Genomic DNA, 26,781 nt, shown 5'->3' on the forward strand with positions numbered 1-26,781 from the left:
GCCCCCGAAGTGGGCCGGCACGGAGCCGTAGACGATCGCGAGCGGGATCATCGCCGTCAGCATGCTGGAGGCCGGCGCCATCGACCGGTCGAAGACCGCTATCCGCTGGAAGCGGTTGACCACGCGGAGCGCGAATGCCGGACGCAGCCAGAACGTGAGTGTCCTGACCAGGCGCTCTCGGTTGATCTGCTACTCCCCCGTGTCCTGGCCCGCGGCCGCCTCGTGCTGCTCGGTCACCCGGCCGCTCGCGGCCAGCAGCGCGAGCACGGCGAGCACGGCGAGCAGGATGAGCACCAGGAGCAGCACGGTCAGCACCGTCGGATAGCTCCACAGCGCGAGCACCAGGGCGAGCACCAGCAGGACGCCCAGGGCGACCCACCGCCGGTAGGACTCGGTCCAGGTCCCGACCCGCCCGGTGTGCACACCGTGCCTGTCGCCCCAGCGGGCGGCGGAGTCCGCGGTCCGGTCGGCGGCGCCGCGTACCGCGCGCGGCAGGCGCCCGCCGCCGCCCAGGTAGGCGCCGAGCGCCACCACCAGGCCCAGGGTCAGCACCGTGCGGGTGCTGATCCGCAGGAAGCGCAGCAGTGTGTCGAAGATGGCCGCCGCCGCTGCCGGGGACTGCACCTGGGCGGGCAGGTGGTCGAGGTAGTAGTGGCGGGCGACGACCAGCCCGATGGCGAGCACCAGGCAGGCTGCGGCCGCGCCCAGCCCGGTCGTGACCAGCGCGCGGCGGCGCCGGCGGGCGAGCAGCACCCCGATCGCGCCGAGCACCACCGTGAAGATCGGCACCCAGTTCCCGAGGACGTCGAGGAGGTGGGCCGCGCCCTGGATCTTGGCGAGCTTGTCGGACTGGAAGAGCACCAGCTGCTTGTTGACCTGGGGGATCTTGTCGGCCGGGGTGAGGCCGGCACTCACCAGATCCTGCTTGACGGTGTCCACGGCGGTGCCGACGTCGAGGGTGACGGTGCCATTGCTGACCTCCACCGCACCCCGGCCGTGGCCGGTGAGCGCACGGACCACGGCGGTGTGGGCGGCGCGGTTGGCGGTGGTCCAGGTTTTCTCGAAGGTGTCGCTCTGCACGAACCGGGTCGCCGCCTTGCTGACCACGTCGTTGACAGCCTCGTCCAGCTTCGGGCCGAGCGCCTTGACGCCGGCCGCCGCCTTGGGCGGCAGCCCCACGGACTGCAGCCAGGCGGCCGTCTCCGAGGCGACCTCGCTGCCGTCCACCCGCACGTCGACGGCCTGGGTGATGCGGTTGGCCGCGGCGGCCTCGATCGCGGGATTGGTCGCCAGCGGCGCGACCGTCGACACGTACCGGTCGGTGTCCAGCACGATGTCGTGCACCCAGACGGTGAGCAGGGACACCGGCACCAGGATGCAGGTGAGTGTGATGACCACGGCCGACACCGCGCTCATCGCGATCCGGCCGGCTCGCGAGCCGTGGCTCCGCGCGGCCGGTGTCGAGGCGGGCGCGGGTGTTCCTTCGGACGGCTCGGGCATGCTCATGGCGCTCCAAGGGATGACGTGCGGCAGGACAGCGCTCGCCTCCATTGACACCCAGGGCGACCGGATCCGCACACGGGGTTGCATCCGATCGGCGGACCGCGCCAGTCCCTGATGCCTGCCGCGGCGTGCCGGAGCGGCCGGTGGCGCGCATCCTGGCACTGCGGGCGGCCGCTGGAGCAGGCGCCCGGCAGGCACCTGGGCGAATCGGAGGGAGCGGCAGTGGCATCGACCGATTTCCACGCACCCGCGCGCGGCCGTCTGCTGGCCCGGCTGGCGCTGCTCTGCCTGCTGGGCTCGCCGGTGGCGCTGCTCGTCGTGAGCGGACGGGGCGGCCTGCTGATCCTCGCCATCGGGGTGGCCGGTCTGGCGGTCGCGGCGGCCGGGATCTGGTGGGCGCTGTCGCACCACGGCGTGGTGCGGGTGGCCGGGGCACTGCTCGCGCTCGCCGCGCCCGTGGGCGTCGTGGTGCTCTACGCCTGGGCAAGTCTGTGGCCGGCCGCGCTGACCGCGGTCGTGCTCGTCGCGGCGTCGATGCTGTGCGCGAGGTCGGCACTGCGCGCGACCCGGCGGCCCCGGGGCATGCGGGCCGTCGCGTCCCCCGCCCCCAGGCATCCCGTGCTGATCATGAACCCGAAGTCCGGGGGCGGCAAGGTCGGCAAATTCGCGCTCGTCGAGAAGGCCGAGCAACTCGGCGCCCGGGTGGTGCTGCTGGACACCTCCACCCGCACGGACGTCGCCGCGATCGCCCGCCGCGCGGTGGCCGACGGCGCGGACCTGCTCGGTGTCGCGGGCGGCGACGGCACCCAGGCGCTGGTGGCCGCGGTCGCCGCCGAGCACGGCCTGCCGTTCCTGGTGGTCAGCGCCGGCACCCGCAACCACTTCGCCATGGACCTGGGCCTGGACCGCGACGCCCCCGACCGCTGCCTGGACGCGCTCAGCAACGGCGAGGAGCTGCGCATCGACCTGGGCACAGTCGACGGCCGACCGTTCGTCAACACGGTCTCCTTCGGGGTGTACGCGCAGATCGTGCAGCGCCCCGAGTACCGCGACGCCAAGGCGGGCTCCATCCTGGACGCGCTGCCCGACCTCCTGCACGAATACACCGGCCACCCACTGGACGCGGTGACGGCCACCGCCCGTCTGGAGGCCCAGCAGGCGCTCCTGATCAGCAACAACCCCTACGCCGCGCCCCAGCCGGCGGCCCTGGTCGGCCGCAGAGCGCGGCTCGATCTGGGCACGCTGGGGGTCGTCGGCATCCGGGTGGGCAACGCGGCCGAGGCAGCCGGGATCGCACTGCGCGGCGCCCAGGCCTCCGGTCTGAACATCCTGACGGCGCCCCAGGTCACCGTGGTCGCGGACGCCGACCGCATCCCGGTCGCCGTCGACGGCGAGGCACTTGAGCTGGCCACCCCCGTCACCTGCGGCATCCGCCCTGGCGCGCTGCGGGTCCTGGTGCCCAGGAACCGGCCCGGCGCGCCCCCGGCGGCGCCTCCCCTCGACTGGCGGGCGGTCCTCACGCTGGCCCTCGGCCGGGCCCGATCGGGGTCCACCGCACCGGAGCACGTCGATGGGTAGCCCCCGCGAGGTGGTGCGCAACCTCATGGCCCTCGACAGCGCCGTCTACGCCGCGGTGGCCGCCACCGAGACCCCGACGCTCGACCGGGGCCTGCGACGCCTGGGGACTACTCGGCCTGTCCGGTCCGCCACTTCAGCTCGATCTCGAGTTCGATCTCCCCGTCGCCGACCTCGATCTCGACCTCGCTGCGCAGTTCCTCGGGGATCCGCAGGCTCAGCGTCCCCGGACCGAAGTCCAGTTCGGCGTTGCCGCCGTGCCGCAGCGCGTCCGCGAGCGCCGACAGGCGGTCGGCGGCCTCAAGACGCGAGAGTGAGCTCTTCTGCTCGAACTTGAGGTCCTTCACGACCGCCTCCACTGTCGTCGGGTCCTACCGTGCCGAACAGGTTGGTCAGGCAAGGACCTTCGCCTTGGCCTGGGCGTACTCCTCGTCCGTGATGTCGGCGCTCTTCCTGAGCTCGGCCAGCCGTGCCAGTCCGTCGGCGTGCCCGCCACCTGTGTCGGGGACGGAGCGGACGTACTCCTGGAAATCGCCATGGTCCGGAACAGGTCTGGCATCGGGTACTCCGATGCCGGAGTCACCGCGTTGTTCATGGTCTTCTCCGTCGGTCGCAGTCGCACAACGCTTTCTGAATCCACCATGCGCCGGAATCCCGAGGTGTGCATCACCCCGCCGGTACGCCCTCCTGCGGCGCCGCCATTCGACTGACCGGCGTGGCCGGTCGCCGGTCCGCGCCCCGGGCGCGCTGGGACCACGGCGCCCATGGCAGGTGCCCCTGAGAATTCGACCGCGCCAGGTCTCGTCCTGCTGACGCTGGGGGCCGGGCAGTTCCTGATGCTGCTCGACACCTCCGACATGAACGTCTCGATCGCGGCCGTGGCCGCGGACGTGGGCTCGACCGTGACCGGGATCCAGGGCGCGATCACCGCGTACCCGCTGGTGATGGCGATGCTGATGATCCCCGGCGGCAAGGTCGGCGCCTCATCGGCCGCAAGCGCGCGTTCGTGATCGGCTGCGTCATCTACGGCTGCGGCTCGCTGACGACCGCGCTCGCCCCGAACCTGCCCGTGCTCATGTTCGGTTGGTCGTTCCTCGAAGGGGTCAGGGCCTCGCTCATCCTGCCCTCGATCGTGGCGCTGGTGGCGGGCAACTTCGTGGTGGAACGCCGACCTGAGCCTGTTCTGGATCGAGGTGTGGGGGTACCCCGACATCGGCGTGTACTTCGCCACCACCCCCTCGGCCGGCCACGACATGCTCGCCCTCGACTACCGTGCCTGCGGCAAGCGCGGCGATCCGGCCGTGGTGCACGTCGACCAGGAGGACAGCTTCGCGATCACCCTGCTCGCGGAGACCTTCGAGGACTTCGTCACCGGCCTGGTCGACGAGTCCGTCCACGACACCGCGGAACAGGACCTGCTCGCCGACCTGGCCACCTTGGCCTGATGCCCGGGAATCCTCCGGGACGACCTTGCGGCCTTCGCGTGGTCCTGGACTCCGCCGAGCGGGCGAGGACGTGACGCGAAGCCCGCACCGCGGGATCGCGCCCTTCTCGTTCCCGGCGGCATCGTACTCGGCCACGATCCACAGCGCGGACTCGGGAGCCGAACCTGCGGCGCTCCGGCCTCGGGGCCGGGCCGGACCCGGGCGGCTCGGTCACTGGTCATGGGGGTGGAACTGCCCCTCGTGTCCTTGCGGGACAACCCTGCCGGGCGGGACGGTCCCGCCCGGGGCCGACCGCGGGGGCCGGTGGATCCGGGGCCGGGGCCCGGTCGCCCGACGATCACCGACTCCGCCGCTGCCACGAACGACACCGGGGTGACGGGTCCAAACATGCGGAACAGCGGTGCCCCGATTCTGGCTCGTTTCCCGCACTCGGCGCCCCGCGGCCCCCGGTAGTGCTTGTGGCGGGAGGGATGCGCACCTAGATTCACGACGTGTCGATCCAGTAGCTGAGAGTGGCAACGGCGTCCCGCCGTGAACTCGGTGCCCGGCGGTCCGATCGTGGTGGACAACACCCTCTTCCCCGGTCGGGTGGAGATCCCGCCGCCGGCGATGACCGACGGCGTCACCCCGGCCTGGAAGAAGCCCCGATCCGTTCCCCGTCCTCTCGACTCCCTCGTGGAAAGGCTCACGCATGACCGCCCTCACCGGACAGCACGAGAACGGCCGGCACGTGAACAGCCCGTCGGGCCCCGACTCGGACCCGCACGAGACCGACCTGCGCCGGATCCGCGCCCTGATCCTGGCGGCAGACGGGCCCGAGGAGCAGCTTGCGGCGGTGATCAGGTCGGCGGGCGCCGAGCAGACGGCCGCCGACCTGGTGGACGAACTGGTCAGCCGGGCCCACCTGAGCGAGCAACTCGCCGCCGCGGCGGTGGTGGTGCAGTTCGAGCTCGCCTTCGACGACCGGGTGCTCCGGCACCACCTGCTGGCCGGCCCCAAGGCCGAGCACCGCACCGGGCCGGCCGACGAGCCCAGCGCCACCGTCGAGTTGGACCTGCGCGACCTGGCCCGCGCCGTCTTCGGCGCCCGGCACACCGCAGGCCACCGCACGCCCGGGATCACCTGGCACGGCATCGAGGACCCGGCTCGGCTGATGCCCGTACTGGCGGCCTTCCCGGTCGTCCAGCAGCTGCTCCGCGGCTTGGTGGAGCAGCCGCTCGACCTGGCCGAGTTGTCGCTGCGCCACGGTTCGGACAAGTGGGGGCTGCACTACTACACCGAGCACTACGCCCGGCACTTCGCCCCGCTGCGGGACCGGCCGCTCACCGTCCTGGAGCTGGGGATCGGTGGCTACGCCGACCCGGCGGCGGGCGGTGGCTCGCTGCGGATGTGGAAGCGCTTCTTCCGGCGGGGCCTCGTCTACGGGGTCGACGTCTACGACAAGACGGCGCTGCGCGAGCAGCGGATCCACACCGTCCAGGGCGACCAGGCGGACCCGGCCTTCCTCACCGCGCTGGCCGAGCGGATCGGGCCGATCGACATCGTCATCGACGACGGCAGCCACTACTGCCCGGACGTCATCGCCGCCTTCGGCGCGCTCTTCCCGCACGTGGTCCCGGGCGGGCTCTATGTGATCGAGGACCTGCAGACCTCCTACTGGCCGGGCTACGGCGGCAGTTCGGAGCGGCTCGGCGACCCGACCACCAGCATGGGCTTCCTCAAGCAGCTGCTCGACGGCCTCAACCACGAGGAGCACGAGCCGCCGACCGCGCACCGCCCGAGCGGGACCGACCGGACGCTGGCCGGCGCGCACTTCTACCACAACCTGGCGATCCTCGACAAAGGCCGCAACGAGGAGGGCACCGTCCCCGCCTGGATCCCGCGCCGACAGCTGAGCGCCGAGGAGATCGCGGGCGCCCAGTGGGCCGCCGAGCAGCAGTCCGAGCCGCAGCCCGAGGCCGGCCCGGACCAGGACCCCAGCTGAGCCGCGCGGCCTGCCGCGCCCCTTCTCCCTTCCCGAATCGCGCCTCTTGCTTCCCTCTTCCCTCGTTCCTCTTCCCGATACCGACGGAGTAGCAGTGAGCCACATCCTGATGGTCAACATCCCGGCCCACGGCCATGTCTTCCCCACTCTGGCGGTCGTCGGTGAACTGGTACGCCGCGGGCACCGGGTCACCTACGCGGCCGTCGACGACTTCGCCCAGGCCCTGGCCGAGGTCGGCGCCGAACACCTGCGCTACGACTCCACCCAGCCGCTGGACAGCGTGGGCGGTCCCGAGAACGGGCGCACCCCGCTGATCTTCCTGGACGAGAACATCGCCATCCTGCGCGCGGTCCAGGAGTGGTTCGGCGACGCCAGGCCCGACGCGGTGGTCTACGACGCCGTGGCCTTCCAGGCCGGCCGGATACTGGCCCACACCTGGGGGCTCCCGGCCGTCCAGTCGACGCCGTTCTTCGCCTCCAACGACACCTACTCCTTCGTGCAGCAGATGATGGAGGCGGACGGCGCGGTCCCGCTCACCGAGGAGGTGGTGGTCGAATTCGGCGTCCGGATGGCCGAGTTGCTGGCCTCGCACGGCGTCGACGAGCCGGCGCACGAGTTCCTGATGCGCACCGAGGGCCTCAACCTCGTCCACGTGCCGCGGTTCTTCCAGCCGCACGGCGAGAGCTTCGACGAGCGCTTCGCCTTCGTCGGGCCGTGCCTCACGGACCGCTCCTTCCTGGGGGAGTGGCAGCCCCCGGCGAGCGGCCTGCCGGTGGCGCTGGTCTCGATGGGGACCGTGCACAACAAGCATCCGGAGTTCTTCCGGCTGTGCGTGGACGCCTTCGCCGAGCTGCCCTGGCACGCCGTCATCTCGGTCGGCGGGGGGATGGACCCGGCCGACCTCGGTCCGCTGCCGGACAACGTCGAGGTCCACCGCTGGGTCTCGCACCTGGCGGTGCTCCGGCACGCCCGGCTGGTGATCACCCACGGCGGCATGGGCGGCGTACTGGAGTCCCTGGACGCCGGCTGCCCGATACTCGGAGTGCCGTCCTGGCCGGACGTCGCGGCCAACACCGCGCGGGTGGCCGAGCTGGGCCTCGGCCGGGTACTGCTGCCGGCGGAGGCCGACGTGAGCCTGCTGCGGGCCGCGATCACCGAGGTGGCCGCCGACGCGGCCGTGCAGGAGCGGGGCACCGAGGCGCAGCGGCTCACCCGGGAAGCGGGCGGTGCCACCCGCGCCGCCGACGAGATCGAGGCCTACCTGAAGCGCACGACCTGATCCCACCACAGGGCCCGGCGTCCCCGACGAGAAGCGGAACGATCCACGGCCGCCCAGGGGTCCCGGCGGGCGGTGCGCGCCACTACGGTGGGCTGATGTCATCGATCAAGCAATTCCAGGTCACCTTCGACTGTGCGGAACCCGAGCGCCTCGCCCGTTTCTGGTGCGAGGTGTTGGGGTACGTCGTGCCGCCGCCACCGGAGGGGTTCGCCACGTGGGAGGACTACAGGAGCGCGCAGCCGGCCGAGCGGCGGGACGCGTGGTTCGCCTGCGTCGATCCGTCAGGCGTGGGGCCGCGGTTGTACTTCCAGCGCGTTCCCGAGGGCAAGGCCGCCAAGAACCGGCTGCATCTCGACGTGCGGGTCGGTACCGGGCTGGTGGGTAAGGAGCGGCTGGCCGCGCTTGAGGCCGAATGCGCACGGCTGGTCCCGCTCGGCGCGGTACACGTGCGGACGCTGTACGACGGCAACGACGCGTGCATCCCGATGCAGGACATCGAGGGCAACGAGTTCTGCGTAGACTGAGGAGAGGCCAAGACGTGCCGCACTGACATCTCTTGATGAATCGTCAGATATCCGGGGCGTCGCGGGAGCCGGCCAGCATCTCGAACAGTTCTCGTCGCCCCAGCGATCCGGCGAGGCAGCCGGTGGTCATCGCGCCGAGGCTGAGGCCGCCGATGGCCGCGGGGCGCAGGTTGAACGAGGCGAGTAGTCGTGTACGCCGATCGCGAGGGCGGCTTCGCGGACTGTGCCGACACTCTTGCGCTCCTCCTGGGCGGTCTGGAGGTCTTCCTCCAGGATCTGTCTGACCGCCAGCCCGGTCCACTCGGAGACTTGTTCATACCAGCCCTAAACGACCTCGTAGGTCCGGTAGAGCTCCAGGCCATGCGGCTCGGTCCCGACGCCGCCGCCGAACAGGTACCCCAGACTCATGACAGCTCCTGTGAATCGGAGCGAATGGAGGGATGCCAGTACGGCCCGAGCGCAGTGCAGCAGAAGTGGGCCTGACACCAGAATGCCGCAGAATCCGGCGTTCGACCGGACACCCGGGAACCCGTCTCGCGGCGCGATATCGATACGATATCCGGGTCTGGGAAAATATCTCCGACAGCATGCCGGCGGAGTGAATTTTCCGCTTTCGGAAAGGATCTTTTCGGCCCGTCCCCCGGGAGGGAACTCACGGGGGAGATCAGGGAGCGGTGCGCGCGGCGCTCTGCTAGGACTCAAGGAATTCCGGGAGGACGCGGGGTGGCCATGCTCCGACGCTCAGCACACCGAGGGAGTGCGCCCGGGAGACCAGAGCCGGCCGGTTCGCGGCCTGGAAATGGCGCATCATCAGCCCGATGCGGTACTCGATGCCCTGCGGGCTCAGATAGAGCGATGCCGCCAGCCGGACGGTCGGGGTGCCGACCGCGACGCCTTCCAGGATGCGGGCGTCCACGGCGGTCAGCCGACGGACGCCCGCGCCGTCGGCAGGGCCCCCGACTGCCGGACGGGCGTCGCCGGCGGGCCCGGACCGCGGCGGCCGCTGCGCGGGCTTGATCTCCTCAGAGGTCGCTGACGGTGTCACTCCTCGGTCCCCCTTCCCTGTCGTCGGCGGTCTCAGGCGCGCGGCGCACCGGCGAGGTGGTCGCGGAGCATGCCGGTCACCTCGTCCGCCCGGCTGCTGAGGTAGAAGTGCCCGCCGGGGAAGACCTTGAGGTCGAACGCGGCCGTCGTGCGGTCGCGCCAGTGCCCGGCCTCGGGGACCGGTGTCCAGGCGTCCTGGTCCCCCAGCACGGCGGTGACCGGGCAGCTGACCGCGGCGTCACGGTCGGTCCGGTAGGCCCCCAGGGCCCGGTAGTCGCCGCGCAGCACGGGCATCACCATCCCCAGCAGTTCCTCGTCCTCCAGGAGCCGGGCGTCGGTGCCGCTCATGGCCCTGACCTCGGCCACGATGCCCGCGTCGTCGAGTGGGTGGGAGGGCCCGGGCCGGTCTGCGGACGGCCCCTTGCGGCCGGAGACGAAGAGGTGGTCGATCCGACCGCCCGCGCGCTCGATCCGCCGGGCCACCTCGAAGGCGACGAGCGCGCCCATGCTGTGCCCGAAGAGGGTCAGGGGGAGGTCGTCCCAGCGGCGCAGCGCTTCGGACACTTCGTCGGCCAACCGGTGCAGGTCCTGGACACCGGGTTCCTCCCGGCGGTCCTGCCTGCCGGGGTACTGCACGGCCAGGACGTCCACCGGACCGCGCAGTGCGGCGGATACCGGAAAGTAGAAACTCGCCGAGCCGCCGGCGTGCGGAAAGCAGACCAGTCGGCGCGTGGCCGTCGGCGAGGGATGGAAGCGACGGCACCACAGGTCGCTGTCCAAAGAGAGGGAGGTCATGTCGGCCTTTCTCCTTTCGCGAAATCCGCGCGGTGCCGGCGGGTGGGGTGTGGTGATCACGTCGGACACCCGCAGCACCGGTGGGCCGGCTGGTACGTACTAATACGGGGATCCCCGATCGGCGACGATCGGCGGGTCACGGGCGCCGCATATGACAGCCTGCCATGCCTCCGGGAATGTCAGCAAGTACGCATCGGAGCGCATCCGGCACTCATGTCCGGGTTCAAAACCGGCCGTTTCTTCGGCGAATGGTAAGAACGTTGCAGTGCGGAGCAATCCTGCGGGATTTACTTGGCTCCGACTCGGCAGCAACGGGTCCGGCCGGACCGCGCACCGCGGATCCGGGCGAAGAGGCGAGGGCGCCTCATGGCAAGGTCGTACGCCGTCAGCGACCTCCGTGTCGCCCGCCCGGAGAACAGGGCGATCGTCGAGGGGCTGTTCCCGGTGGACGAGGAGGACTGGCTGCTGCCGGCCGGGGAGGTGGGCGAGCCGGCCGCGGACGTGGAGTGGGTGCTGCGGCTGCCGGCCGACCGGTTCTCGACCGTGGTGTGGGTGCCGGGCAACCACGAGCTGTGGACCCATCCGTCCGACCCGGTGCGGCTGCGCGGCGAGTACCGGTACGGCAAGCCGGATCCGCTGCTGCGTGAGGTCTTCCCGTCCGGTGAGTAGCGGTGACGGGCTCCGGCCGGTGGGCCGTGGTGGGCGGCCTGGTCCTGACCACCGTGACGGTGCCGCGCAGCGTAAACCCGGCATGCGTGCAAGACCTGTGCTCTAGGAATACCTCTAGATACGACAGGACCGCGTTGACCCGCTCATGGTCACCCAAGACGCTGGAGGCAGTGTTGCCCACCGGTCGTGCGATGAAGAGGACTCCCCCTTGAACTTCCTGTTGCTGGGCCCGCTTTCCGTCCGGTTGAACGCGCGTGAGGTGCACGTGTCGGCGCCGAGACAACGCGTGGTCATGGCAGCCCTCCTCCTCAACGCCAACCGGGTGATCTCGGTCAACCGGATCGCCGAGTACGTCTGGGACGGCGCCCCGCCGCCGAGTGCCGCCGCGACCGTCCGCACCTATGTGATGCGCCTGCGGCAGTCGCTGGGCGAGCACGCCTCCGCCCGGATCCTCACCCGGGCGCCCGGCTACCTCCTCGAACTCGGCGAGCACGAGAGCGATCTCGGGCAGTTCACGGCCCACCGCCGGCGCGCGGCGGAGCTGGCCGAGCGCGGAGACCTGGAAGGTTCCTCCGCCGAGCTGGCCGAGGCGCTCGCCCTGTGGCGCGAGGAGCCGCTGGCGGACATCCCCTCGCAGACGCTGCGCGATGTGGAGGGCCGCTACCTCCAGGAGCTTCGCCTGCAGACCATGGAGATGCGGTTCGACGCGGAGCTGGCGCTGCTGCGGCACGCCGAGGTCGTGCCGGAGCTGGTACGGCTGGTGCGGAAGCACCCCTTACGGGAGGCCCTGGTGGGCAAGCTGATGCTGGCGCTGGGCCGCTCGGGACGGCAGTCGGAGGCCCTGGACCTCTACCAGCGCACCCGGGCGCTGCTCGTCGAGCAGCTCGGCGCCGAGCCGAGCACCGATCTGCGCGAGGTCCACCGGCACATCCTCTCGGCCCACGACCGGCCCCGCGCGCCCGACCCGCTGGAGCAGCCCGCGAAGGCCCCGGAGGCGGCCGTCGCGCCGGCGCCGGCCGCCGCCTGGGAAAGATCCTGCTGGCCGAGCCCGGCGCAGCTGCCCTCGGTGCCGCTGCCACTGTCGGCCCGCTCCGGTGCACTGGCGCGGCTGCAGCACTTCCTCACGACCGGCACGATGCCCGCGGGCATGGTGGCGACGGCGGTGGTGACCGGCCGGGGCGGTGTCGGCAAGAGCGCACTGGCCCTGCAAGCGGCGCACGCCGTGCGCGGTTCCTCGGTGCACGGCCAGCTCTACGCGGACCTCGGCGGAGCCGCGCGGCCGCTGACCGCCCGGGCGGTTCTGCCGCGCTTCCTGGCGGACCTCGGTGTGCCCCGGGACGAGATACCCGAGGAGGAGTCGGAACGGGAGAGCCTCTACCGCTCGCTCACCGCGGGCCGCCGTCTGCTGGTGGTACTCGACAACGCCTCCAGCACCGCGCAGGTGCGGCCGCTGATACCGGGTAGCGGGGGCAGCAGGCTGCTGGTGACCAGCCGACGGCGGCTGGCCGATCTGGAGGGGGCGTCCCCGCTCGTACTCGGCCCGCTGGACGAGGCCGGGTCGCTGGAGCTGCTGGGCAGCATCGTCGGCCCGGCCAGGGTCGGTGCCGAACCGCGGTCGGCCCGTTCGGTGCTGACGGTCTGCGCGGGCCTGCCGCTGGCGATCCGGATCGCGGGGACCCGGCTGCTGGAGCGCCCGCACTGGACCATCGGGCACTTCGCCCGGCGGCTCACGGACGCCCCGCGGCTGCTGGACGAACTGTGCGCGGGCGACCTCGGTGTCCGGCCCTGCCTCGACGCCGACCACGCCGGGCTCCGGCGGACGGCTCCGGCCGGGGTCGACCCGGCCGAGGTGTTCACCGCGCTGGGGGCCGCCGGATCGCGTTCGGTCTCCAGCAGTAGGGTCGCGGTGATGTTCGGCTGCTCCGAGGCGCAGGCCGAGGAGGCCTTGGACGCCCTGGTCGAGGCGAATCTGCTGGGTGAGCCGGCGGGGGGCCGCTACCGGCTGGACGCGCTGCTGCGGGCGTACGCCCGCGAGCGGGCGCAGGCGGTCGCCGTACGGCAGCACGATCACCCGTACATGCGCGCCGGGTGACCGTCCCGGCGGCCCGGCGACGGGCACCCGGCGGCCCGGTTCCCCTTCCCCCGATGCTTTCGACCCGATCTCCTTCACCCGATCTCCTTCGAGAGGACCCCCGCGCCATGGCCCACCAGACAGAAGCCACCCACGACCTGCTCGCCTACGTCCGGGAGGTCTCCCTCCGTGACGACGATCTACTCAGGGAGCTGCGGGAGGCCACCGCGGACCTGCCGGGCGGGACCGCCATGCAGGTGATGGCGGAGGAGGGCCAACTGCTCTCCCTGCTGGTCGGGTTGACGGGGGCGCGGGCGGTGCTGGAGATCGGCACCTTCACCGGCTACAGCACCCTGTGCATGGCCCGCGCTCTCCCGGCCGACGGGGTGCTGGTGTCCTGCGACATCGACGACCGGTGGCCGGCCATCGGCGCCGACTTCTGGAAGCGGGACGGGGTCGACTCGCGGATCGATCTGCGGATCGGCGATGCCACCTCAACCCTGGACGCGCTGCTGACGGAGCGCGGGCCGGAGAGCTTCGACCTGGTGTTCATCGACGCGGATAAGAGCAACTACGTCCGATACTACGAGACTTCGCTGGCGCTGCTGCGCGCCGGCGGTCTGATCGTGGTCGACAACACCCTCTTCTTCGGCCGGGTCGCCGATCCGGCCGCAGTGGACCCGGAGACCGCCGGGGTCCGGGCTTTGAACCGGCTGCTGCACGAGGACCCTCGGGTGGAGCTGTCGCTGCTGGTGATGGCCGACGGGATCACACTCGTCCGCAAGCGCTGAGGGCGGCGGGCCGGAGCCCGGGAGCGCCGGCCGCCGCCGCGGTCACGACGTTCCCGGGCCCCCTTCCGGCACGTTCAGGTCGGGTGCGTCCACGCTGATGACCGTGGACACCACGCGCGGGCCGGGGACCAGGTGGAGGCGCTGGAGTCCGGTGTCCTCCGGAACCGGCGCGAGGACGGCGGCACACGGGCACGGGGCTTCGTCCAGGCCCTCGAAGCCCGCGAACCGGTAGGCGATCTCCATCATCCGGTTGCGTTCGGTCGCCCGGAAGTCCGCGACCAGGTGGACTCCGGACCGGGCGGCGGCGTCGGCCAGCCAGTTCAGCAGGGTCGCGCCGGCGCCGTAGGCGACGACCCGGCAGGAGGTGGCGAGCAGCTTGAGGTGCCACAGGCCCGGGTGCCGTTCGAGCAGCAGGACGCCGACCGCGCCGTGCGGGCCGAACCGGTCGGTGAGGGTGACCACCAGGACCTCGTGCCGGGGGTCGGTGATCAGGCCGCGTAGCACCGCGTCCGGGTAGTGGACCCCGGTCGCGTTCATCTGGCTGGTGCGCAGGGTGAGTTCCTCGACCCGGGACAGCTCCTCGCCGGTGGCCCGGCCGATGCGCATCCGCAGGTCCAGGGAGCGCAGGAACTCCTCGTCGGGGCCGGGGGCGGCCGCCCGCTCGGCCTCGCGGCGGAAGCCCGCCTGGTACATCTGGCGGCGGCGCCGGGAGTCGACGGTGCTGGCCGCGGGGGTGAACTCGGCGAGTTCGGGGAGTGCGAGGACCTGCTCGGCCGGGTAGCACCGTACGTCGGGCAGGTGGAAGGCCACTTCGGCGCGTTCGGCGGGCCGGTCGTCGACGAAGGCGATGGTCGTGAGCGCGAAGTTCAGCCGGTCGGCGATCCGGCGCACCGACTCGGACTTGGTGCCCCACCCGATCTCCGGCAGGACGAAGTACTCGGCCACGCCGAACGCCTCCAGCCGGGCCCAGGCGTGCTCGTGGTCGTTACGGCTGGCGACGGACTGGAGGATGCCGCGGGAGTCGAGCTCGATCACCACCTTGCGCACCTCGTCCGGCAGGTGCACCTCGCCGTCCTCCAGCAGGGTGCCCTGCCAGAGGGTGTCGTCCAGGTCCCAGACCAGGCACTTGACAATCTCGGCCATGCCGTCCTTCCTCGTCTCGTCGGCCGTGGGCCCGCTCACCGTGCCCCCGGAGCGGAGAGGGCGTGCTGTGCCAGCATCAGCCGGCACAGCTCGTTGCTGCCCTCGATGATCTCCATCAACTTGGCGTCCCGGTACGCCCGGGCCGCCGCGTGCCCGTCCCGGGACCCGGCCGAGGCCAGTACCTGGACGGCCGTCGCCGCGCCCCGGGCGGCCTGCGTCGCGCTGACGTGCTTGGCCAGTACGGTCGCCACCACCTGGTCCGGCGACCCTTCGTCCCAGCAGCGGCTGGCGTGCTCGCAGACCCGCGCGGCCACCTGCTCGGCCGTGTAGAGGTCGGCGAGGTGCCCGGCGACGAGCTGGTGCTCTGCGAGCGGCCTGCCGAACTGCTCCCGCCCTGAGGCGTGCGCGGTGGCCGCCGCCAGACAGGCCCGCAGGATGCCCACGCACCCCCAGGCGACGGACATCCGCCCGTAGGCCAGCGCGGTCGTCACCAGCAGGGCGGGCGGCAGTCCGTGACCGCCCAGGACGCTGTCGGCCGGCAGCCGTACCCCGTCGAGGTGTACGTCCGCGTGTCCGGCCGCGCGGCAGCCGAGCGGGTCGGCGATCCGCTCGATCCGGACGCCGGGCGTGTCGGCGGGCACCACGACGGCCACCGCGCCGTCCTCGTAGCGGCCGACGACGACCAGCAGGTCGGCATAGTGGGCGGCGGTCACCCACTTCTTGTGTCCGTCGACGACGACCGCGTCGCCGTCGCGGCGGACGGTCGTCGTCATCGCCGCGAGGTCACTGCCGGCGCCGGGCTCGCTGAAGCCGACCGCCGCCAGTCCGCCGCCGGTCAGCCGGGGGAGGTGGGCGGCCGACTGCTCGGTGGTGCCGAGGCGCTGGATGGTCCATGCCGCCATGCCCTGGGAGGTCATCACGCTGCGCAGCGAGCTGCAGAGGCCGCCCACGTGGGCGGTGTACGCGCCGCTGCGCATGCTGCTGAGCCCCCAGCCGCCGTACTGCTCCGGGACTTCGGCGCACAGTCGGCCCTCGGCGCCCAGTTCGCGGAGCAGGTCCAGCGGGATGAGGCCGGTCCGGTCCCACTCCCCCGCCTGGTCGCCGACCCGCAGGGTGACGGAGGTCATGGCGCTGTTCAGGTCCTCACCCATGCCGGCCCCCGGCGGCGGGCACCCGGAGCCGGTCCACCAGCTCCGCCATCCGCCGTACGGTGCGGAAGTTGTCCAGCCGCAGGTCCGCGCCGCGGACGGCGATGGCGTAGGTCTTCTCCAGGTGCACCACCACCTGCATGGCGAACAGGGACGACAGGCCGCCGGCGTCGAACAGGTCGGTGTCTGCGTCCCAGGCGGTTCCGGTGTGTCCCTCCAGGAATCCCAGCAGTTCCTTCTCCAGGTCGTGGGTGTCGGGCGTGTTCGCTGTGGTCATGGCCGTCTCCTTGTCGGGGTGATCAGGTGTAGTCGTAGAAGCCGCGCCCGGACTTGCGGCCCAGCCGGCCCTCGCGGACCAGCCGGAGCAGCAGTTCGGCGGGGCGGCAGCCGTCGTCGCCGGTGCGTTCGTGGAGCACGGTGAGGGAGTCGACGAGGTTGTCGATGCCGATCAGGTCCGCGGTGCGCAGCGGGCCGGTGGGGTGTCCCAGGCAGCCCTGCATCAGGGCGTCGACGTCCTCCGCGGTCGCCGTGCCCTCCTCCACGACGCGGGCCGCGTCGTTGATCATCGGGTGCAGGATGCGGCTGGTCACGAAGCCGGGTGCGTCCCGGACGACCACCGCCCGCCGCCGCAGCGCCGTGAGCAGGGCCGCCACGGCGGCCATCGCCGGGTCCCCGGTCTTGGCGCCGCGGACCACTTCGGCGGTGCCGATCAGGTAGGGCGGGTTCATGAAGTGGGTGCCGACCAGATCCTCCGGCCGCTCCACGGCCCCGGCCAGTTCGTCGACGGGGATCGAGGAGGTGTTGGTGATCAGCAGGGTTCCGGGCCGGACCAGTCCGGAGACCTCGGACAGGACGGCGGCCTTGATCGCGGCGTTCTCGGTGACCGCCTCGACGACGGCGGTGGCTCCGGCGGCGGCCTTGAGCGAGGTGCCGGTGGCCAGGGCGCCGAGGGGCGTCCCGGCGGGCAGGGCGCCCATCAGCTCGGCCAGCCGGAGGTCGCCGTCGATCAGGTCCGTGGCCCGGTCGAGCCGTTCCCGGTCGATGTCGACCAGGTGGACCGGCAGGCCGTGTCCGAGGGCGAGGACGGTGATGCCGACGCCCATCACCCCGGCTCCCAGCACGGTGAGGGCGTGTCGCGGGGGGGAATCGTCGTACGGGGCTGTGGTCAACGGGCTCTCCTTCGGTTTCACAGGTCTTCGGGGGTGCGGAGGGTGGTGCCGAGCCAGTCGGCGACGGCGTCGCCGGTGGTCGCGACATGCTGTTCCATGATCGAGAAGTGGTCTCCGGGAACGTCGACGACGGTGTCGGCACCGGCCCAGGACGAGCGCCAGTCACCGGCTTCGGCGGACGGGCGGCCGAGCGGGGTGGAGGCGCGGACCAGCAGCAGCGGGGCGCGGACCGCCGGGGGTTTCCAGTCGTCGAGCAGACGGAAGTAGCCGCCCATCGCGGTCAGCCTGGTCCCGTCCATCGGGGCCGCCCGGTCCTCGCGGTCGAACATGCCGCCCAGCAGGACGTCGTTGAACTGGGTGATGCCCTCGTTGTCGGAGAGGTAGGTGTCCAGCAGCACCACGGCCGCCGGGCCCTCGCCGCGCTGCTCCAGCGCGGCGGCCACTCCGTGGGCGAGCGTGCCGCCGGAGGAGGAGCCGGCCAGGACGAGCGTCCGTCCGGGCAGTTCCCGGAGCAGTGTCGTCGCCTGGAAGTCCAGCAGGGCCGACATGTCGGCGGGCAGTTCCTCCTCGGGGGTGAATCCGGGGGCGTCCAGGGCGGCGACGGCGTAGCGGTCCCGGAAGCGGGCGGCGAAGCGGGCGTACTGGTGGGCACCGCCGAGGGCGACGATGGAGCCGAAGCAGACGAGTACGGGGGCGTCGGCGCGCTCGTTCAGGCGCAGCAGCCGCGGGCCGGTGCCGGCGGCCGCGAGGTCGCTGCCGCTGGGGAAGGCCGGGCGCAGGGCGGAGGCGTGCTTGAGCAGGGCGATGCCCTCGTCGATCCGGCCGAGTGCGCAGGCCCGGCGGAACAGCACGCTCACCGGGTCGGTGTCGGCGGTGTCGGTTCCGGTTGCGGCGGTTCCGGTTGCGGGCGCCGTTTCGGGCCGGGGGGTGTCTTCGCTCCGAGTCTCGGCGGCGAGGCGCGCCGCGAGCGCGGCGGGGGTGCCGCTGTCGAAGACGGCGGAGGGCCGCAACCGCAGTCCGGTGGCGGCGGCCAGCCGGTTGCGGAGCTCGACCGCGGTCAACGAGTCGAATCCGACGGAGAGGAAGGGCACCGTCGCGGACAGCGCCCCGGAGTCGGTGTGGCCGAGGACCTCGGCGGCCTGGGCGAGGACGATGTCAAGCAGGACCAGCCCGCGTTCCTGTACGTCGGCGGCGGCGTCGAGCCGTTGCCGCAGCGCTGCGGCGGCGGTCGGCGTCCCCTTCGCTCCGGTCGTCGCGGTCGGGCTGCGCCGGACCAGGGAGCGCAGCATCGGGTGCACCGGGCCGTCGCCGCGCACGGTGAGGTCGAGGTGGGCCAGGACGACGGGGCTCCCCTCTCCCGGCGGGGCGGCGTCCGCGGCGCACACCGTGTCCAGCAGGGCCATGGCCTCCTCGTCGGAGAGGCCGCGGGCGCCGCGCCGGTCGATGCGCCGCCGTTCGGCGCCGCCGAGCTCCGCCGTCATCCCGCTCACCCGCTCCCAGGGCCCCCAGGCCAGGGACAGGCCGGGGAGTCCGAGCCGTCGGCGTTCCGCGATGAGGGCGTCGAGCGCGGCGTTGGCGGCCGAGTAGGACGCCTGGCCGGGGCTGCCCAGCACGCCCGCGGCGGAGGAGAAGACGACGAACGCGGACAGGTCCGCTCCGCGCGTCAGTTGGTCGAGGTGCCGGGCGGCGTCGAACTTGGGCCGCAGGACTGCGGTCATCCGCTCACCCGTCAGCCCCTCCAGCAGACCGTCGTCGAGCACTCCGGCGGTGTGGACCACGGCGCACAGCGGATGGCGTTCGGGGATGGCCGCCAGGGCGGCGGCCAGTGCCTGACGGTCGGACACATCACAGCTGACAGCGGCCAGTTCGGCTCCGGCCTCGGCCAGCTCCGCCGTCAGCTCCGGCATGCCGGGGGCGTCGGCGCCGCGGCGGCTCAGCACGAGGAGGTGGCGTACCCCGTGCGCGGCGACCAGATGGCGCGCCAGGACGGCCGCGAGAGCGCCGCCCCCGCTCACCAGTACCGTCCCTTCGGACGGCCCGAACGGGCCGGCCGGCCGGGTCGCGGTGGCGGTGGTGGCGGTGGCCGTGGCGGTGGTGACCGGCGGCCGTACCAGTCGGGGCGCGTACAGGACGCCACCGCGCAGGGCCGCCTGTGGCTCGCCCGTGGCGAGGAGCTCGGCGAGCGCGTCGCTGAGACCGTCCGGGTCCGGCCCTTCGGTGTCCAGCAGCACGAACCGGTCGGGGTGTTCGAGCTGAGCGGCTCGGAGCATGCCCCAGACGGCCGCCGCACCGAGGTCCGCCGGCTGCGGCTGCGCGCCGAGCGGGCCGGTCGCGCCCCGGGTGAGCACCACCAGGGGCGTACGGGCGGTGGTGTCGTCGGCCAGGTGGGCCTGGAGGCGGTCCAGGACCCCGGACGCGACCGCGTGCACCGCCGCGGGGTCCGCATCCCGGGCGGGGGCGTCCGCGGTCACGGTGTCGGCGGACGGGGGGCAGGTCAGCAGCATCGCGTCGGGTGTCGCGGACGGGGGTTCGGTGGGGAAGGCGGCCGGCAGCAGCCGCTCGTCCTGCGGGCCGAGGAGGCCCCAGCGGGTGACCGGGCGCGGGCCGGGCCCGGCAGTGACCGGCGTCCAGCCGACGTGGAAGACGGAGCCGGAGGACGCCCCCAGTGCGGCGGTGGACGCCGTGCGCAGGGTGAGCGAGCCGACCGTCGCCACCGTGCGCCCCGAGGGATCGGTGATCCGCGCGGTGACGGCGTCCGGGCCGTCGGGGCGCAGCCGGACGCGCAGGACCGGCGCGTCGGAGGTTTCGATCGCGACGCGCTGCCAGGAGAACGGCAGGGGGACGCCGTCGGCGGGCTCCGCGGTCGCGGCGCCTTCGCGCAGACCGGTCGTCTGGAGGGCCGCGTCCAGGAGGGCCGGGTGCACGCCGAAGCCGCCCGCTCCGCCGGCGGGGAGGCCGTCGGGCAGGGCCACTTCGGCGTGGATCGCGTCTGCGGTGCGCCATGCGGCGCGCAGGCCCCGGAACGCCGGGCCGTAGGCGACGCCCCGGGTTTCGAGCAGCCCGTACAGTTCGTCCACGTCGAGGGGGACCGCGTCGGGCGGGGGCCAGGTGCCGGCCGGTTCGGTCGTGTCGTCCCGGTCGGCCGAGGGGTCCCGGGGGCCGACCGCGCCGGTCGCGTGCCGGGTCCAGGGCCGGTCGGCGGAGCCGGGGGCGGCCTCGGGCCGGGAGTGGAACTCCACCGGGCGCCGTCCCGCGCCGTCTTCGGCGCCCACCCGTACGCGCAGTTGCACGGCCTGATCGTCGGGCAGCAGCAGCGGGGCGGCGAGGGTCAGCTCCTCCACGAGGGCGCAGCCGAGGCGGCGGCCCACGTGCGCGGCCAGCTCCACGAGGGCCGCGCCGGGCAGGATCACGGCTCCGGCCACGGCGTGGTCGGCGAGCCAGGGGTGGGTGGCCGAGGAGAGCCGGCCGGTGAAGAGGGTGCCCGCGTCGTCGGGCAGTTCGACCGCGGCGCCGAGCAGCGGGTGGTCCGCGGCGGACTGGCCGGTGGCCGCCTGGTCCCGGTCGGCCGGCAGGGCGTCCAGCCAGTAGCGGCGTCGTTGGAAGGCGTAGGTGGGCAGGTCCACCCGCTGGGCACCGGTTCCCGCGAACAGTCGCTCCCAGTCGACGCGCAGGCCCCGGACGTGTGCCTCGGCGAGCGCGAGCTGGAGTCGGCGGAGCCCTCCGGCCCCGCGCCGCAGGGTGTCGAGCACCAGCGTCTCCGGGGCGCCCGCGTCGGCGGCCGTGTCCTCGATCGCGTACATCAGGGCGGGCTGGGGGCCGGACTCGATGAAGACGCGGTGCCCGGCCGCGAGCAGCGAGCGGGTCGCCCGCTCGAACTCGACGGTCTGCCGGAGGTTGCGGTACCAGTACTCGGCGCCCAGGGACTTCGTGTCCAGCAGGCCGCCGGTCACGCTGGAGTAGTACGGCACGGCACCCGCGAGGGGGGTGATCCCGTCCAGGTCGGAGAGCAGGCGCCGGCGGATCTGCTCCACGTGCGAGGAGTGCGACGCGAAGTCGGTTTCGATGCGAGTCGCCCACACCCCTTCCTCCAGGAGTTCCTCCACCAGGGCCGTGACCGCGTCGGCGTCGCCCGACACCGCCACCGACGACGGGCCGTTCACCGCCGCCACCGAGAGCCGGCCCGCCCACGGGGCGATGCGCTCCCGTGCCACGTCCACCGGCAGGGGCACCGACGCCATACCGCCACGGCCCGCCAACGCCCCCACCGCACGGGAACGCAGCGCGACCACCCGCGCCCCGTCGTCGATGCTCAGGCCACCCGCCACCACCGCGGCGGCGATCTCGCCCTGGGAGTGGCCCACCACCGCGTCCGGAACGACGCCGAACGAGCGCCACACCTCCGCCAGCGACACCATCACCGACCACAGCACCGGCTGCAGCACGTCGACCCGGGCGAGCAACCGCTCCGAGCCCAGCGCCTCCGCCGACGACCAATCCACGTAAGGCGCCAGCGCCCGCTCGCACTCGGCCATCCGCCCCGCGAACGCCTCCGATTCGGCCAGCAGCTCCGCGGCCATCCCCACCCACTGCGAACCCTGACCCGGGAACACCAACACCGAACGGCCCGGGGGCAGCCCGCTGCCGACCGTCACGCCCGCCGCACGCACGCCCCGCGACAGGGCGGCGACACCGGCCAGCAGTTCGCCCCGGTCCGCCCCCACCACCACCGCGCGCTCCGCGAACCGCGAACGCCCCGCCGCCAGCGAATGGCCGACGTCCGTCACGCTCAGGCCCGGTTCCGCCACCACCCGCTCGTACAGCGCCGTCGCCTGGGCGCGCAGCGCATCCGGAGTACGCGCCGACAGGATCCAGGGGACGGCGGCGGGCACCGGTTCCGGCGTGGCGGGCCCGTCGGAAGCTGCCGGGTCGGCCGGGGCCTGTTCGAGGATGACGTGGGCGTTGGTGCCGCTGGCGCCGAAGGAGGACACCCCGGCCCGGCGCGGACGTCCCGTCTCCGGCCAGGGGGCGGCCTCGGTGAGCAGGGAGACGGCTCCCTCGGTCCAGTCGATCTGGGGCGAAGGACGGTCGACGTGCAGGGTGCGCGGCATCACGCCGTGCCGCATCGCGAGCACCGACTTGATCACCCCGCCGACGCCCGCGGCGGCCTGGGTGTGGGACAGGTTGGACTTCAGCGAGCCCAGCCGCAACGGCCGCCCGGCGGGCCGGTCCTGCCCGTACGTGGCCATGAGTGCCTGCGCCTCGATGGGGTCGCCGAGGACGGTGCCGGTGCCGTGCGCCTCCACCATGTCGACCTCGGACGGGTCGAGCCCGGCACGGGCGAGCGCCCCGTTGATGACGCGCTGCTGCGCGGGCCCGTTCGGGGCGGTCAGCCCGTTGCTGGCGCCGTCCTGGTTGACGGCCGAGCCGCGGATGACGGCCAGGACAGGGTGCCCCGCGCGCCGGGCGTCCGAGAGCCGTTCCAGCAGGAGCAGGCCCAGGCCCTCCCCGAACCCGGCTCCGTCCGCCGCGGACGAGAAGGACTTGCTGCGTCCGTCGGGTGCCAGGCCGCGCTGGCGGCTGAATCCGACGTACAGCCCGGGGGTGGACATCACGGTCACCCCACCGGCCAGGGCGAGGGTGGTGTCGCCGGAGCGCAGCCCCTGGCAGGCGAGGTGGACGGCGACCAGGGAGGACGAGCAGGCGGTGTCCAGGGTGACCGCCGGGCCTTCCAGGCCCAGGGTGTAGGCGATCCGGCCCGAGGCGACGCTGGGGATGGTGCCGGTGCCGAGGAAGCCTTCCACTTCGTCGGGCACCCGGCCGAGCCGGGACCCGTATTCGCTGTAGATCACTCCGGTGTAGACGCCGGTGCGGCTGCCGCGCAGGGTCGCCGGGTCGATGCCCGCGCGTTCCACCGCTTCCCAGGACGCTTCCAGCAGCAGCCGCTGCTGCGGGTCCATGGCCAGGGCCTCGCGCGGCGAGATGCCGAAGAAGCCGGGGTCGAAGCCGGTCGCGTCGTGGAGGAAGCCGCCTTCCCGGACGTAGAAGGTGCCGGGGGCGTCGGGGTCGGCGTCGAAGCCGCCCTCGACGTCCCAGCCGCGGTCGGTGGGGAACGGCGAGACCGCGTCGCGTTCCTTGACCAGCAGCTCCCACAGGTCTTCCGGGGTGCGTACGCCGCCGGGGTAGCGGCAGCTCATCGCCACGATGGCGATGGGCTCGGCGGAGTCGTCGCGGAGCCGTCGGTTCTCCTGCCGCAGGCGCTGGTTGTCCACCAGCGAGGCGCGCAGGGCGGCGACCACCTGGTCCGTGTCGGTGGGCATGGGGTTGGGCTTCTCCTTCTGCGGCTGTCGGTCAGTCACGTTCGCCGCCCAGGGCCATCCGGACGAGGTCGTCGACGGCCATGGCGTTGATGTCGGCGGCGGGAGCCGGCGTGTCCGGTGTCTCCGGCCGGTCGGCGAGGTGCGCCCCGGCGGCCTTCCCGGTGCCGGCGGGGTCGCCCGGCCCGTCGGGTACCAGGCGCCCGGTGAGGTGGGCGGCGACGGCGGCCGGGGTGGGGTGGTCGAAGACCAGGGTGGCGGGCAGCCGGCGGCCGGTGGCGGCGCCGAGCCGGTTGCGGAGTTCGACGGAGGTGAGCGAGTCGAAGCCGAGGTCCTTGAACGCCTGGTCCGGGTCGACGGCCTCGGGTCCGCCGTGGCCGAGGATGTCGGCGACCCGGCTCCGTACCAGGTCGAGCAGGGTGGCGACGCGTTCCTCCGGGGTGAGGCCGGTCAGCCGGCGGCGCAGCGAGTCCGCTTCGGCGGCGTCCGCCCCGGAGGCGGGGCGGCGTGCGGTACCGGGGACCAGGGCGGCGAGCAGGGCCGGAACGGGTCCGGTCCGGGCTGCCGTCCGGAGCCGGCCGAGGTCGATCTTGACCGGGACGAGCAGCGGTTCGTCCAGGGTGAGCGCCGCGTCGAACAGGGCCAGGCCCTCTTCGCTGCCGATGGCCGCGGTGCCTCCCCGGGACATCCGCCGCAGGTCGGCGGCGGTGAGCGTGCCGGTCATGGTGCTGCGGCGCGCCCACAGGCCCCAGGCGAGCGACTGGGCGGGCAGTTTCAGGGCACGGCGGTGCTGGGCGAGCGCGTCGAGGAAGGCGTTGGCGGCCGCGTAGTTGCCCTGCCCGGCGTTGCCGACCGTGGCGGACGCGGAGGAGAACAGGACGAAGGCCGACAGCGCAAGGTCACGGGTGAGGTTGTGCAGGTTGAGGGCTGCGTCGACCTTGGGCCGCAGGACGTGGCGCATCCGCCCGGGGGTCAGCGACTCGATCGTCCCGTCGTCCAGGACGCCGGCCGCGTGGACGACCGCGCTCAGCGGGCGGTCGGCGGGGATGCCGGCGAGCAACGCGGCGAGCGCGTCCCGGTCGGCGACGTCACAGGCCTCCACGTCCACCCGGGCGCCGAGGCCGCGCAGTTCGGCGGCGAGGTCGGCCAGGCCCGGGGTGTCCGTGCCGCGCCTGCCGACGAGCAGCAGGTTCTGTACGCCGTGCGCGGTCACGAGGTGCTGTGCCACCAGGCCGCCGAGCGTGCCGCCGGCCCCGGTGACGAGGACGGTTCCCCCGGCCGCGGCGATACCGGACGGTGTGTCCGGGGCCGGGTTCGGGTCCGTGGCGACGGTGGCCCTGGTGAGGCGGGCGGCGAGGAGCTCTCCGCCGCGTATCGCCAGTTGGGGTTCCGTTCCGGCCAGTGCCCGGGGCAGCAGGCCGGGCACGGCGGCCGGGTCGTCGGTGTCGATCAGCAGGAAGCGGTCCGGGTGCTCGGACTGGGCGGAGCGGACGAGGCCGCGGACCGCGGCGCCGGTGAGGTCGGTGACCTGCTCGCCGGCTGCCGTGGCGACCGCACCCCGGGTGACGAGCACGAGCCGGGTGCCGTCCCACCGCGGGTCGGCCAGCCAGTCCTGGACGAGCCGCAGGGCGTCGTCCAGTGCGGTGTGCACGGATGCGGCGTCGGGCGGGGACGGAAGGTCCGGGGTGTGGTCGCACCAGGCCAGCACGGCGGCGGGCGACGGCGCTCCCCCGTCCAGCGCGGCACCGAGCGCGGCCAGGTCCGGATGGCTGTCCGGGAAGAGTTCCCGGCCGCCGAGGACAGCCCAGTGTCCGAGGGGGTCGGCGGGTGCGGTGGCGGGCACCGCCGACCACTGCACCCGGTAGAGGGATTCCGGGCCGCCGCCCGGGCGGAGGGTGTCGAGGTCGATCAGGCGGACGGCGAGCGCCTCGACCGTCGCGACCGGGAGGCCGTTCGAGTCGGTCGCGTCGATCGACACCGATCCGTCCGGCCGGAAGCCGAGCCGTACCCTGAGCGCGGTGGCTCCGGAGGCGTGCAGCCCGACTCCGCTCCAGGAGAACGGCAGTCCGGCGGACGGCCGGTCCGCGCCCGATTCGGTGTCCGGCCGAGCCCGCAGGAACAGCCCTTGGAGGGCGGCGTCCAGGAGGGCGGGGTGCACGCCGAAGGCGGAGGCGGACCGGTGCTGGTCCTCGGGCAGACGTACCTCGGTGAAGATCTCGTCACCCCGGCGCCAGGCAGCGGTGAGCCCGCGGAAGGCGGGTCCGTAGCCGTAACCGGAGGCACGGAACCGCTCGTACAGGTCGTCGACGGGGATCGGGACGGCGCCGGGCGGGGGCCAGGAGCCGGCGTCGTCCGGTACGGCTGAGGACGACGGCTCGCGGGTCGTGGCGTCGGCGGTGAGCCTGCCGGTCGCGTGCGCGGTCCAGTGCGGGGTCGCCGCGTCCTCGCGGCAGGAGAACAGGTCCAGTGAGCGGCTGCCGTGCGCGTCCGTGGCGCCGACCCGAACCTGCAGGCGGACGGCGGTGTCGGCGGGTATCAACAGCGGTGACTGGAGCGTCAGTTCCTCCACCGTGTGGCAGCCGGCCTCGTCCGCGGCGCGTACCGCGAGTTCCGCGAAGGCCGCGCCGGGCAGCAGGACCGTACCGGCCACCGCATGGTCGGCGAGCCAGGGGTGGGTACGCAGCGAGATCCGGCCCGTGAGCAGCAGTTCACCCGTGTCGGCCAGTTCGATGGCCGCTCCGAGGACGGGGTGGTCGGCCGGATCGAGCCCGGCCGCGCCCACATCGGCCGCCGCGGTGGGCGCCGGCTCGGGCCAGTAGCGGCTGCGCTGGAAGGCGTACGTCGGCAGGTCCACCCGCCGCGCCCCCGGGAACGCACCCGAGAAGTCCGCCCCCAACCCGCACTCCCACGCACGACCCACCGCACGCAACACCTGCGCCGGGCCACCCTCCCCACGACGCAACGTCCCCAACACCACGGCATCCACACCTGCGGCCTCCACCGACTCCCCCACCGCCACACCCAGCACCGCATGCGGGCTGGACTCGACGAAGAACCGGAAGCCCTCCCCCAGCAACGCCTCCGTGGCCTGCCCGAACTCCACCGTCTCCCGCAGGTTCCGGTACCAGTACTCGATGTCGAGGAACTTCGTGTCCAGCCAGCCGCCCGTCACCGTCGAGAAGAACGGCACCCCGCCCGAGACGGGCACAATGCCGTCCAGGTCGGCGAGCAACTGCTCGCGGACCTCCTCCACATGCGCGGAGTGCGACGCGTAGTCGACCTCGATCAGACGCGCCCGCACACCCTCCCCCACCAGAGCCTCCACCA

Annotated in this window: 18 protein-coding genes and 2 pseudogenes; 9 read left to right on the forward strand and 11 right to left on the reverse strand. The window is 73.3% G+C overall.

The features are described 5' to 3' along the window. Positions 1-189: 189 nt before the first annotated feature. Complete coding sequence (locus ACZ52J_RS28940) at positions 190-1,506, reverse strand: hypothetical protein (protein WP_465622912.1); 1,317 nt, start codon at positions 1,504-1,506, stop codon at positions 190-192. Between the two features lie 219 nt (positions 1,507-1,725). Between ACZ52J_RS28940 and ACZ52J_RS28945 the strand changes: the two genes are divergently transcribed. Next, positions 1,726-3,081 (forward strand): diacylglycerol/lipid kinase family protein, encoded by a 1,356-nt coding sequence (locus ACZ52J_RS28945; RefSeq protein ID WP_465622914.1) that lies wholly within the window; start codon positions 1,726-1,728, stop codon positions 3,079-3,081. A gap of 107 nt (positions 3,082-3,188) precedes the next feature. Here ACZ52J_RS28945 and ACZ52J_RS28950 read toward each other — a convergent pair whose 3' ends face one another. Next, a complete protein-coding gene (locus tag ACZ52J_RS28950) occupies positions 3,189-3,425 on the reverse strand; it encodes an amphi-Trp domain-containing protein (protein ID WP_360509325.1) in 237 nt (78 codons plus the stop codon). A 417-nt stretch (positions 3,426-3,842) separates the two neighbouring features. Here ACZ52J_RS28950 and ACZ52J_RS28955 point away from each other — a divergent pair. From ACZ52J_RS28955 to ACZ52J_RS28975, 5 genes and pseudogenes are all read left to right on the forward strand, one after another. Further along, positions 3,843-4,252, forward strand: a pseudogene (locus ACZ52J_RS28955) (MFS transporter); the annotation flags it as partial. Between the two features lie 19 nt (positions 4,253-4,271). Continuing rightward, positions 4,272-4,523, forward strand: a complete 252-nt coding sequence (locus ACZ52J_RS28960; protein WP_465622916.1) for an SMI1/KNR4 family protein — start codon at positions 4,272-4,274, stop codon at positions 4,521-4,523. 691 nt (positions 4,524-5,214) lie between these two features. Next, the gene (locus tag ACZ52J_RS28965; protein ID WP_465622918.1) at positions 5,215-6,507 is read left to right on the forward strand and encodes a hypothetical protein; all 1,293 of its coding nucleotides are present in this window, start codon (positions 5,215-5,217) and stop codon (positions 6,505-6,507) included. Between the two features lie 94 nt (positions 6,508-6,601). Further along, positions 6,602-7,786, forward strand: coding sequence for a macrolide family glycosyltransferase (locus ACZ52J_RS28970; protein WP_465622920.1), 1,185 nt, complete (start codon positions 6,602-6,604; stop codon positions 7,784-7,786). Between the two features lie 95 nt (positions 7,787-7,881). Then, positions 7,882-8,310, forward strand: coding sequence for a VOC family protein (locus tag ACZ52J_RS28975; RefSeq protein ID WP_465622922.1), 429 nt, complete (start codon positions 7,882-7,884; stop codon positions 8,308-8,310). 49 nt (positions 8,311-8,359) lie between these two features. On the opposite strand, the pseudogene ACZ52J_RS28980 reads toward ACZ52J_RS28975, so the two are convergent. The 3 genes and pseudogenes from ACZ52J_RS28980 to ACZ52J_RS28990 all read right to left on the reverse strand — a co-directional run. Then, positions 8,360-8,718, reverse strand: a pseudogene (locus ACZ52J_RS28980) (ACP S-malonyltransferase); the annotation flags it as partial. A 283-nt stretch (positions 8,719-9,001) separates the two neighbouring features. Continuing rightward, positions 9,002-9,226 (reverse strand): hypothetical protein, encoded by a 225-nt coding sequence (locus ACZ52J_RS28985; protein WP_360509318.1) that lies wholly within the window; start codon positions 9,224-9,226, stop codon positions 9,002-9,004. A gap of 161 nt (positions 9,227-9,387) precedes the next feature. Continuing rightward, the gene (locus tag ACZ52J_RS28990; protein WP_465622924.1) at positions 9,388-10,149 is read right to left on the reverse strand and encodes a thioesterase II family protein; all 762 of its coding nucleotides are present in this window, start codon (positions 10,147-10,149) and stop codon (positions 9,388-9,390) included. A 366-nt stretch (positions 10,150-10,515) separates the two neighbouring features. Between ACZ52J_RS28990 and ACZ52J_RS28995 the strand changes: the two genes are divergently transcribed. The 3 genes from ACZ52J_RS28995 (at position 10,516) to ACZ52J_RS29005 (ending at position 13,680) form a co-directional block, all read left to right on the forward strand. Beyond that, entirely contained in the window at positions 10,516-10,818 is a 303-nt protein-coding gene (locus tag ACZ52J_RS28995) for a metallophosphoesterase family protein (protein ID WP_465622926.1), read from the forward strand. Positions 10,819-11,083: 265 nt separating this feature from the next. Continuing rightward, a complete protein-coding gene (locus ACZ52J_RS29000) occupies positions 11,084-12,910 on the forward strand; it encodes an AfsR/SARP family transcriptional regulator (RefSeq protein WP_465622940.1) in 1,827 nt (608 codons plus the stop codon). A gap of 107 nt (positions 12,911-13,017) precedes the next feature. Beyond that, on the forward strand, positions 13,018-13,680 hold the full coding sequence (locus tag ACZ52J_RS29005) for a class I SAM-dependent methyltransferase (protein WP_465622928.1): 663 nt from the start codon (positions 13,018-13,020) through the stop codon (positions 13,678-13,680). 42 nt (positions 13,681-13,722) lie between these two features. Here ACZ52J_RS29005 and ACZ52J_RS29010 read toward each other — a convergent pair whose 3' ends face one another. The 6 genes from ACZ52J_RS29010 to ACZ52J_RS29035 all read right to left on the reverse strand — a co-directional run. After that, positions 13,723-14,823 carry an HAD-IIIC family phosphatase gene (locus ACZ52J_RS29010; protein ID WP_360509313.1) on the reverse strand — a complete coding sequence of 367 codons (1,101 nt, stop codon included), beginning with the start codon at positions 14,821-14,823 and terminating at the stop codon, positions 13,723-13,725. A gap of 35 nt (positions 14,824-14,858) precedes the next feature. Continuing rightward, positions 14,859-15,974, reverse strand: coding sequence for an acyl-CoA dehydrogenase family protein (locus tag ACZ52J_RS29015; protein ID WP_465622930.1), 1,116 nt, complete (start codon positions 15,972-15,974; stop codon positions 14,859-14,861). Then, on the reverse strand, positions 15,967-16,248 hold the full coding sequence (locus ACZ52J_RS29020; protein ID WP_360509310.1) for an acyl carrier protein: 282 nt from the start codon (positions 16,246-16,248) through the stop codon (positions 15,967-15,969). The genes ACZ52J_RS29015 and ACZ52J_RS29020 overlap by 8 nt, the downstream gene beginning before the upstream one ends. A 22-nt stretch (positions 16,249-16,270) precedes the next feature. Further along, positions 16,271-17,140 carry a 3-hydroxyacyl-CoA dehydrogenase family protein gene (locus ACZ52J_RS29025; RefSeq protein ID WP_465622932.1) on the reverse strand — a complete coding sequence of 290 codons (870 nt, stop codon included), beginning with the start codon at positions 17,138-17,140 and terminating at the stop codon, positions 16,271-16,273. Between the two features lie 17 nt (positions 17,141-17,157). Continuing rightward, positions 17,158-23,457: a type I polyketide synthase gene (locus ACZ52J_RS29030; RefSeq protein WP_465622934.1), complete on the reverse strand. Its 6,300-nt coding sequence runs from the start codon at positions 23,455-23,457 to the stop codon at positions 17,158-17,160. A gap of 31 nt (positions 23,458-23,488) precedes the next feature. Then, a partial coding sequence (locus ACZ52J_RS29035; RefSeq protein WP_465622936.1) for a type I polyketide synthase occupies positions 23,489-26,781 on the reverse strand: 3,293 nt, incomplete at its 5' end.

The sequence above is a fragment of the Kitasatospora sp. NPDC034035 genome, assembly GCF_055575755.1.

Coding starts and splice junctions, on each gene's coding strand:
- ACZ52J_RS29010 (WP_360509313.1), bottom strand. CDS start 14,823: ATGGCCGAGATTGTCAAGTGCCTGGTCTGGGACCTGGACGACACCCTC.
- ACZ52J_RS29030 (WP_465622934.1), bottom strand. CDS start 23,457: ATGCCCACCGACACGGACCAGGTGGTCGCCGCCCTGCGCGCCTCGCTG.
- ACZ52J_RS28975 (WP_465622922.1), top strand. CDS start 7,882: ATGTCATCGATCAAGCAATTCCAGGTCACCTTCGACTGTGCGGAACCC.
- ACZ52J_RS28995 (WP_465622926.1), top strand. CDS start 10,516: ATGGCAAGGTCGTACGCCGTCAGCGACCTCCGTGTCGCCCGCCCGGAG.
- ACZ52J_RS28990 (WP_465622924.1), bottom strand. CDS start 10,149: ATGACCTCCCTCTCTTTGGACAGCGACCTGTGGTGCCGTCGCTTCCAT.
- ACZ52J_RS28965 (WP_465622918.1), top strand. CDS start 5,215: ATGACCGCCCTCACCGGACAGCACGAGAACGGCCGGCACGTGAACAGC.
- ACZ52J_RS28940 (WP_465622912.1), bottom strand. CDS start 1,506: ATGAGCATGCCCGAGCCGTCCGAAGGAACACCCGCGCCCGCCTCGACA.
- ACZ52J_RS29020 (WP_360509310.1), bottom strand. CDS start 16,248: ATGACCACAGCGAACACGCCCGACACCCACGACCTGGAGAAGGAACTG.
- ACZ52J_RS29015 (WP_465622930.1), bottom strand. CDS start 15,974: ATGGGTGAGGACCTGAACAGCGCCATGACCTCCGTCACCCTGCGGGTC.
- ACZ52J_RS29005 (WP_465622928.1), top strand. CDS start 13,018: ATGGCCCACCAGACAGAAGCCACCCACGACCTGCTCGCCTACGTCCGG.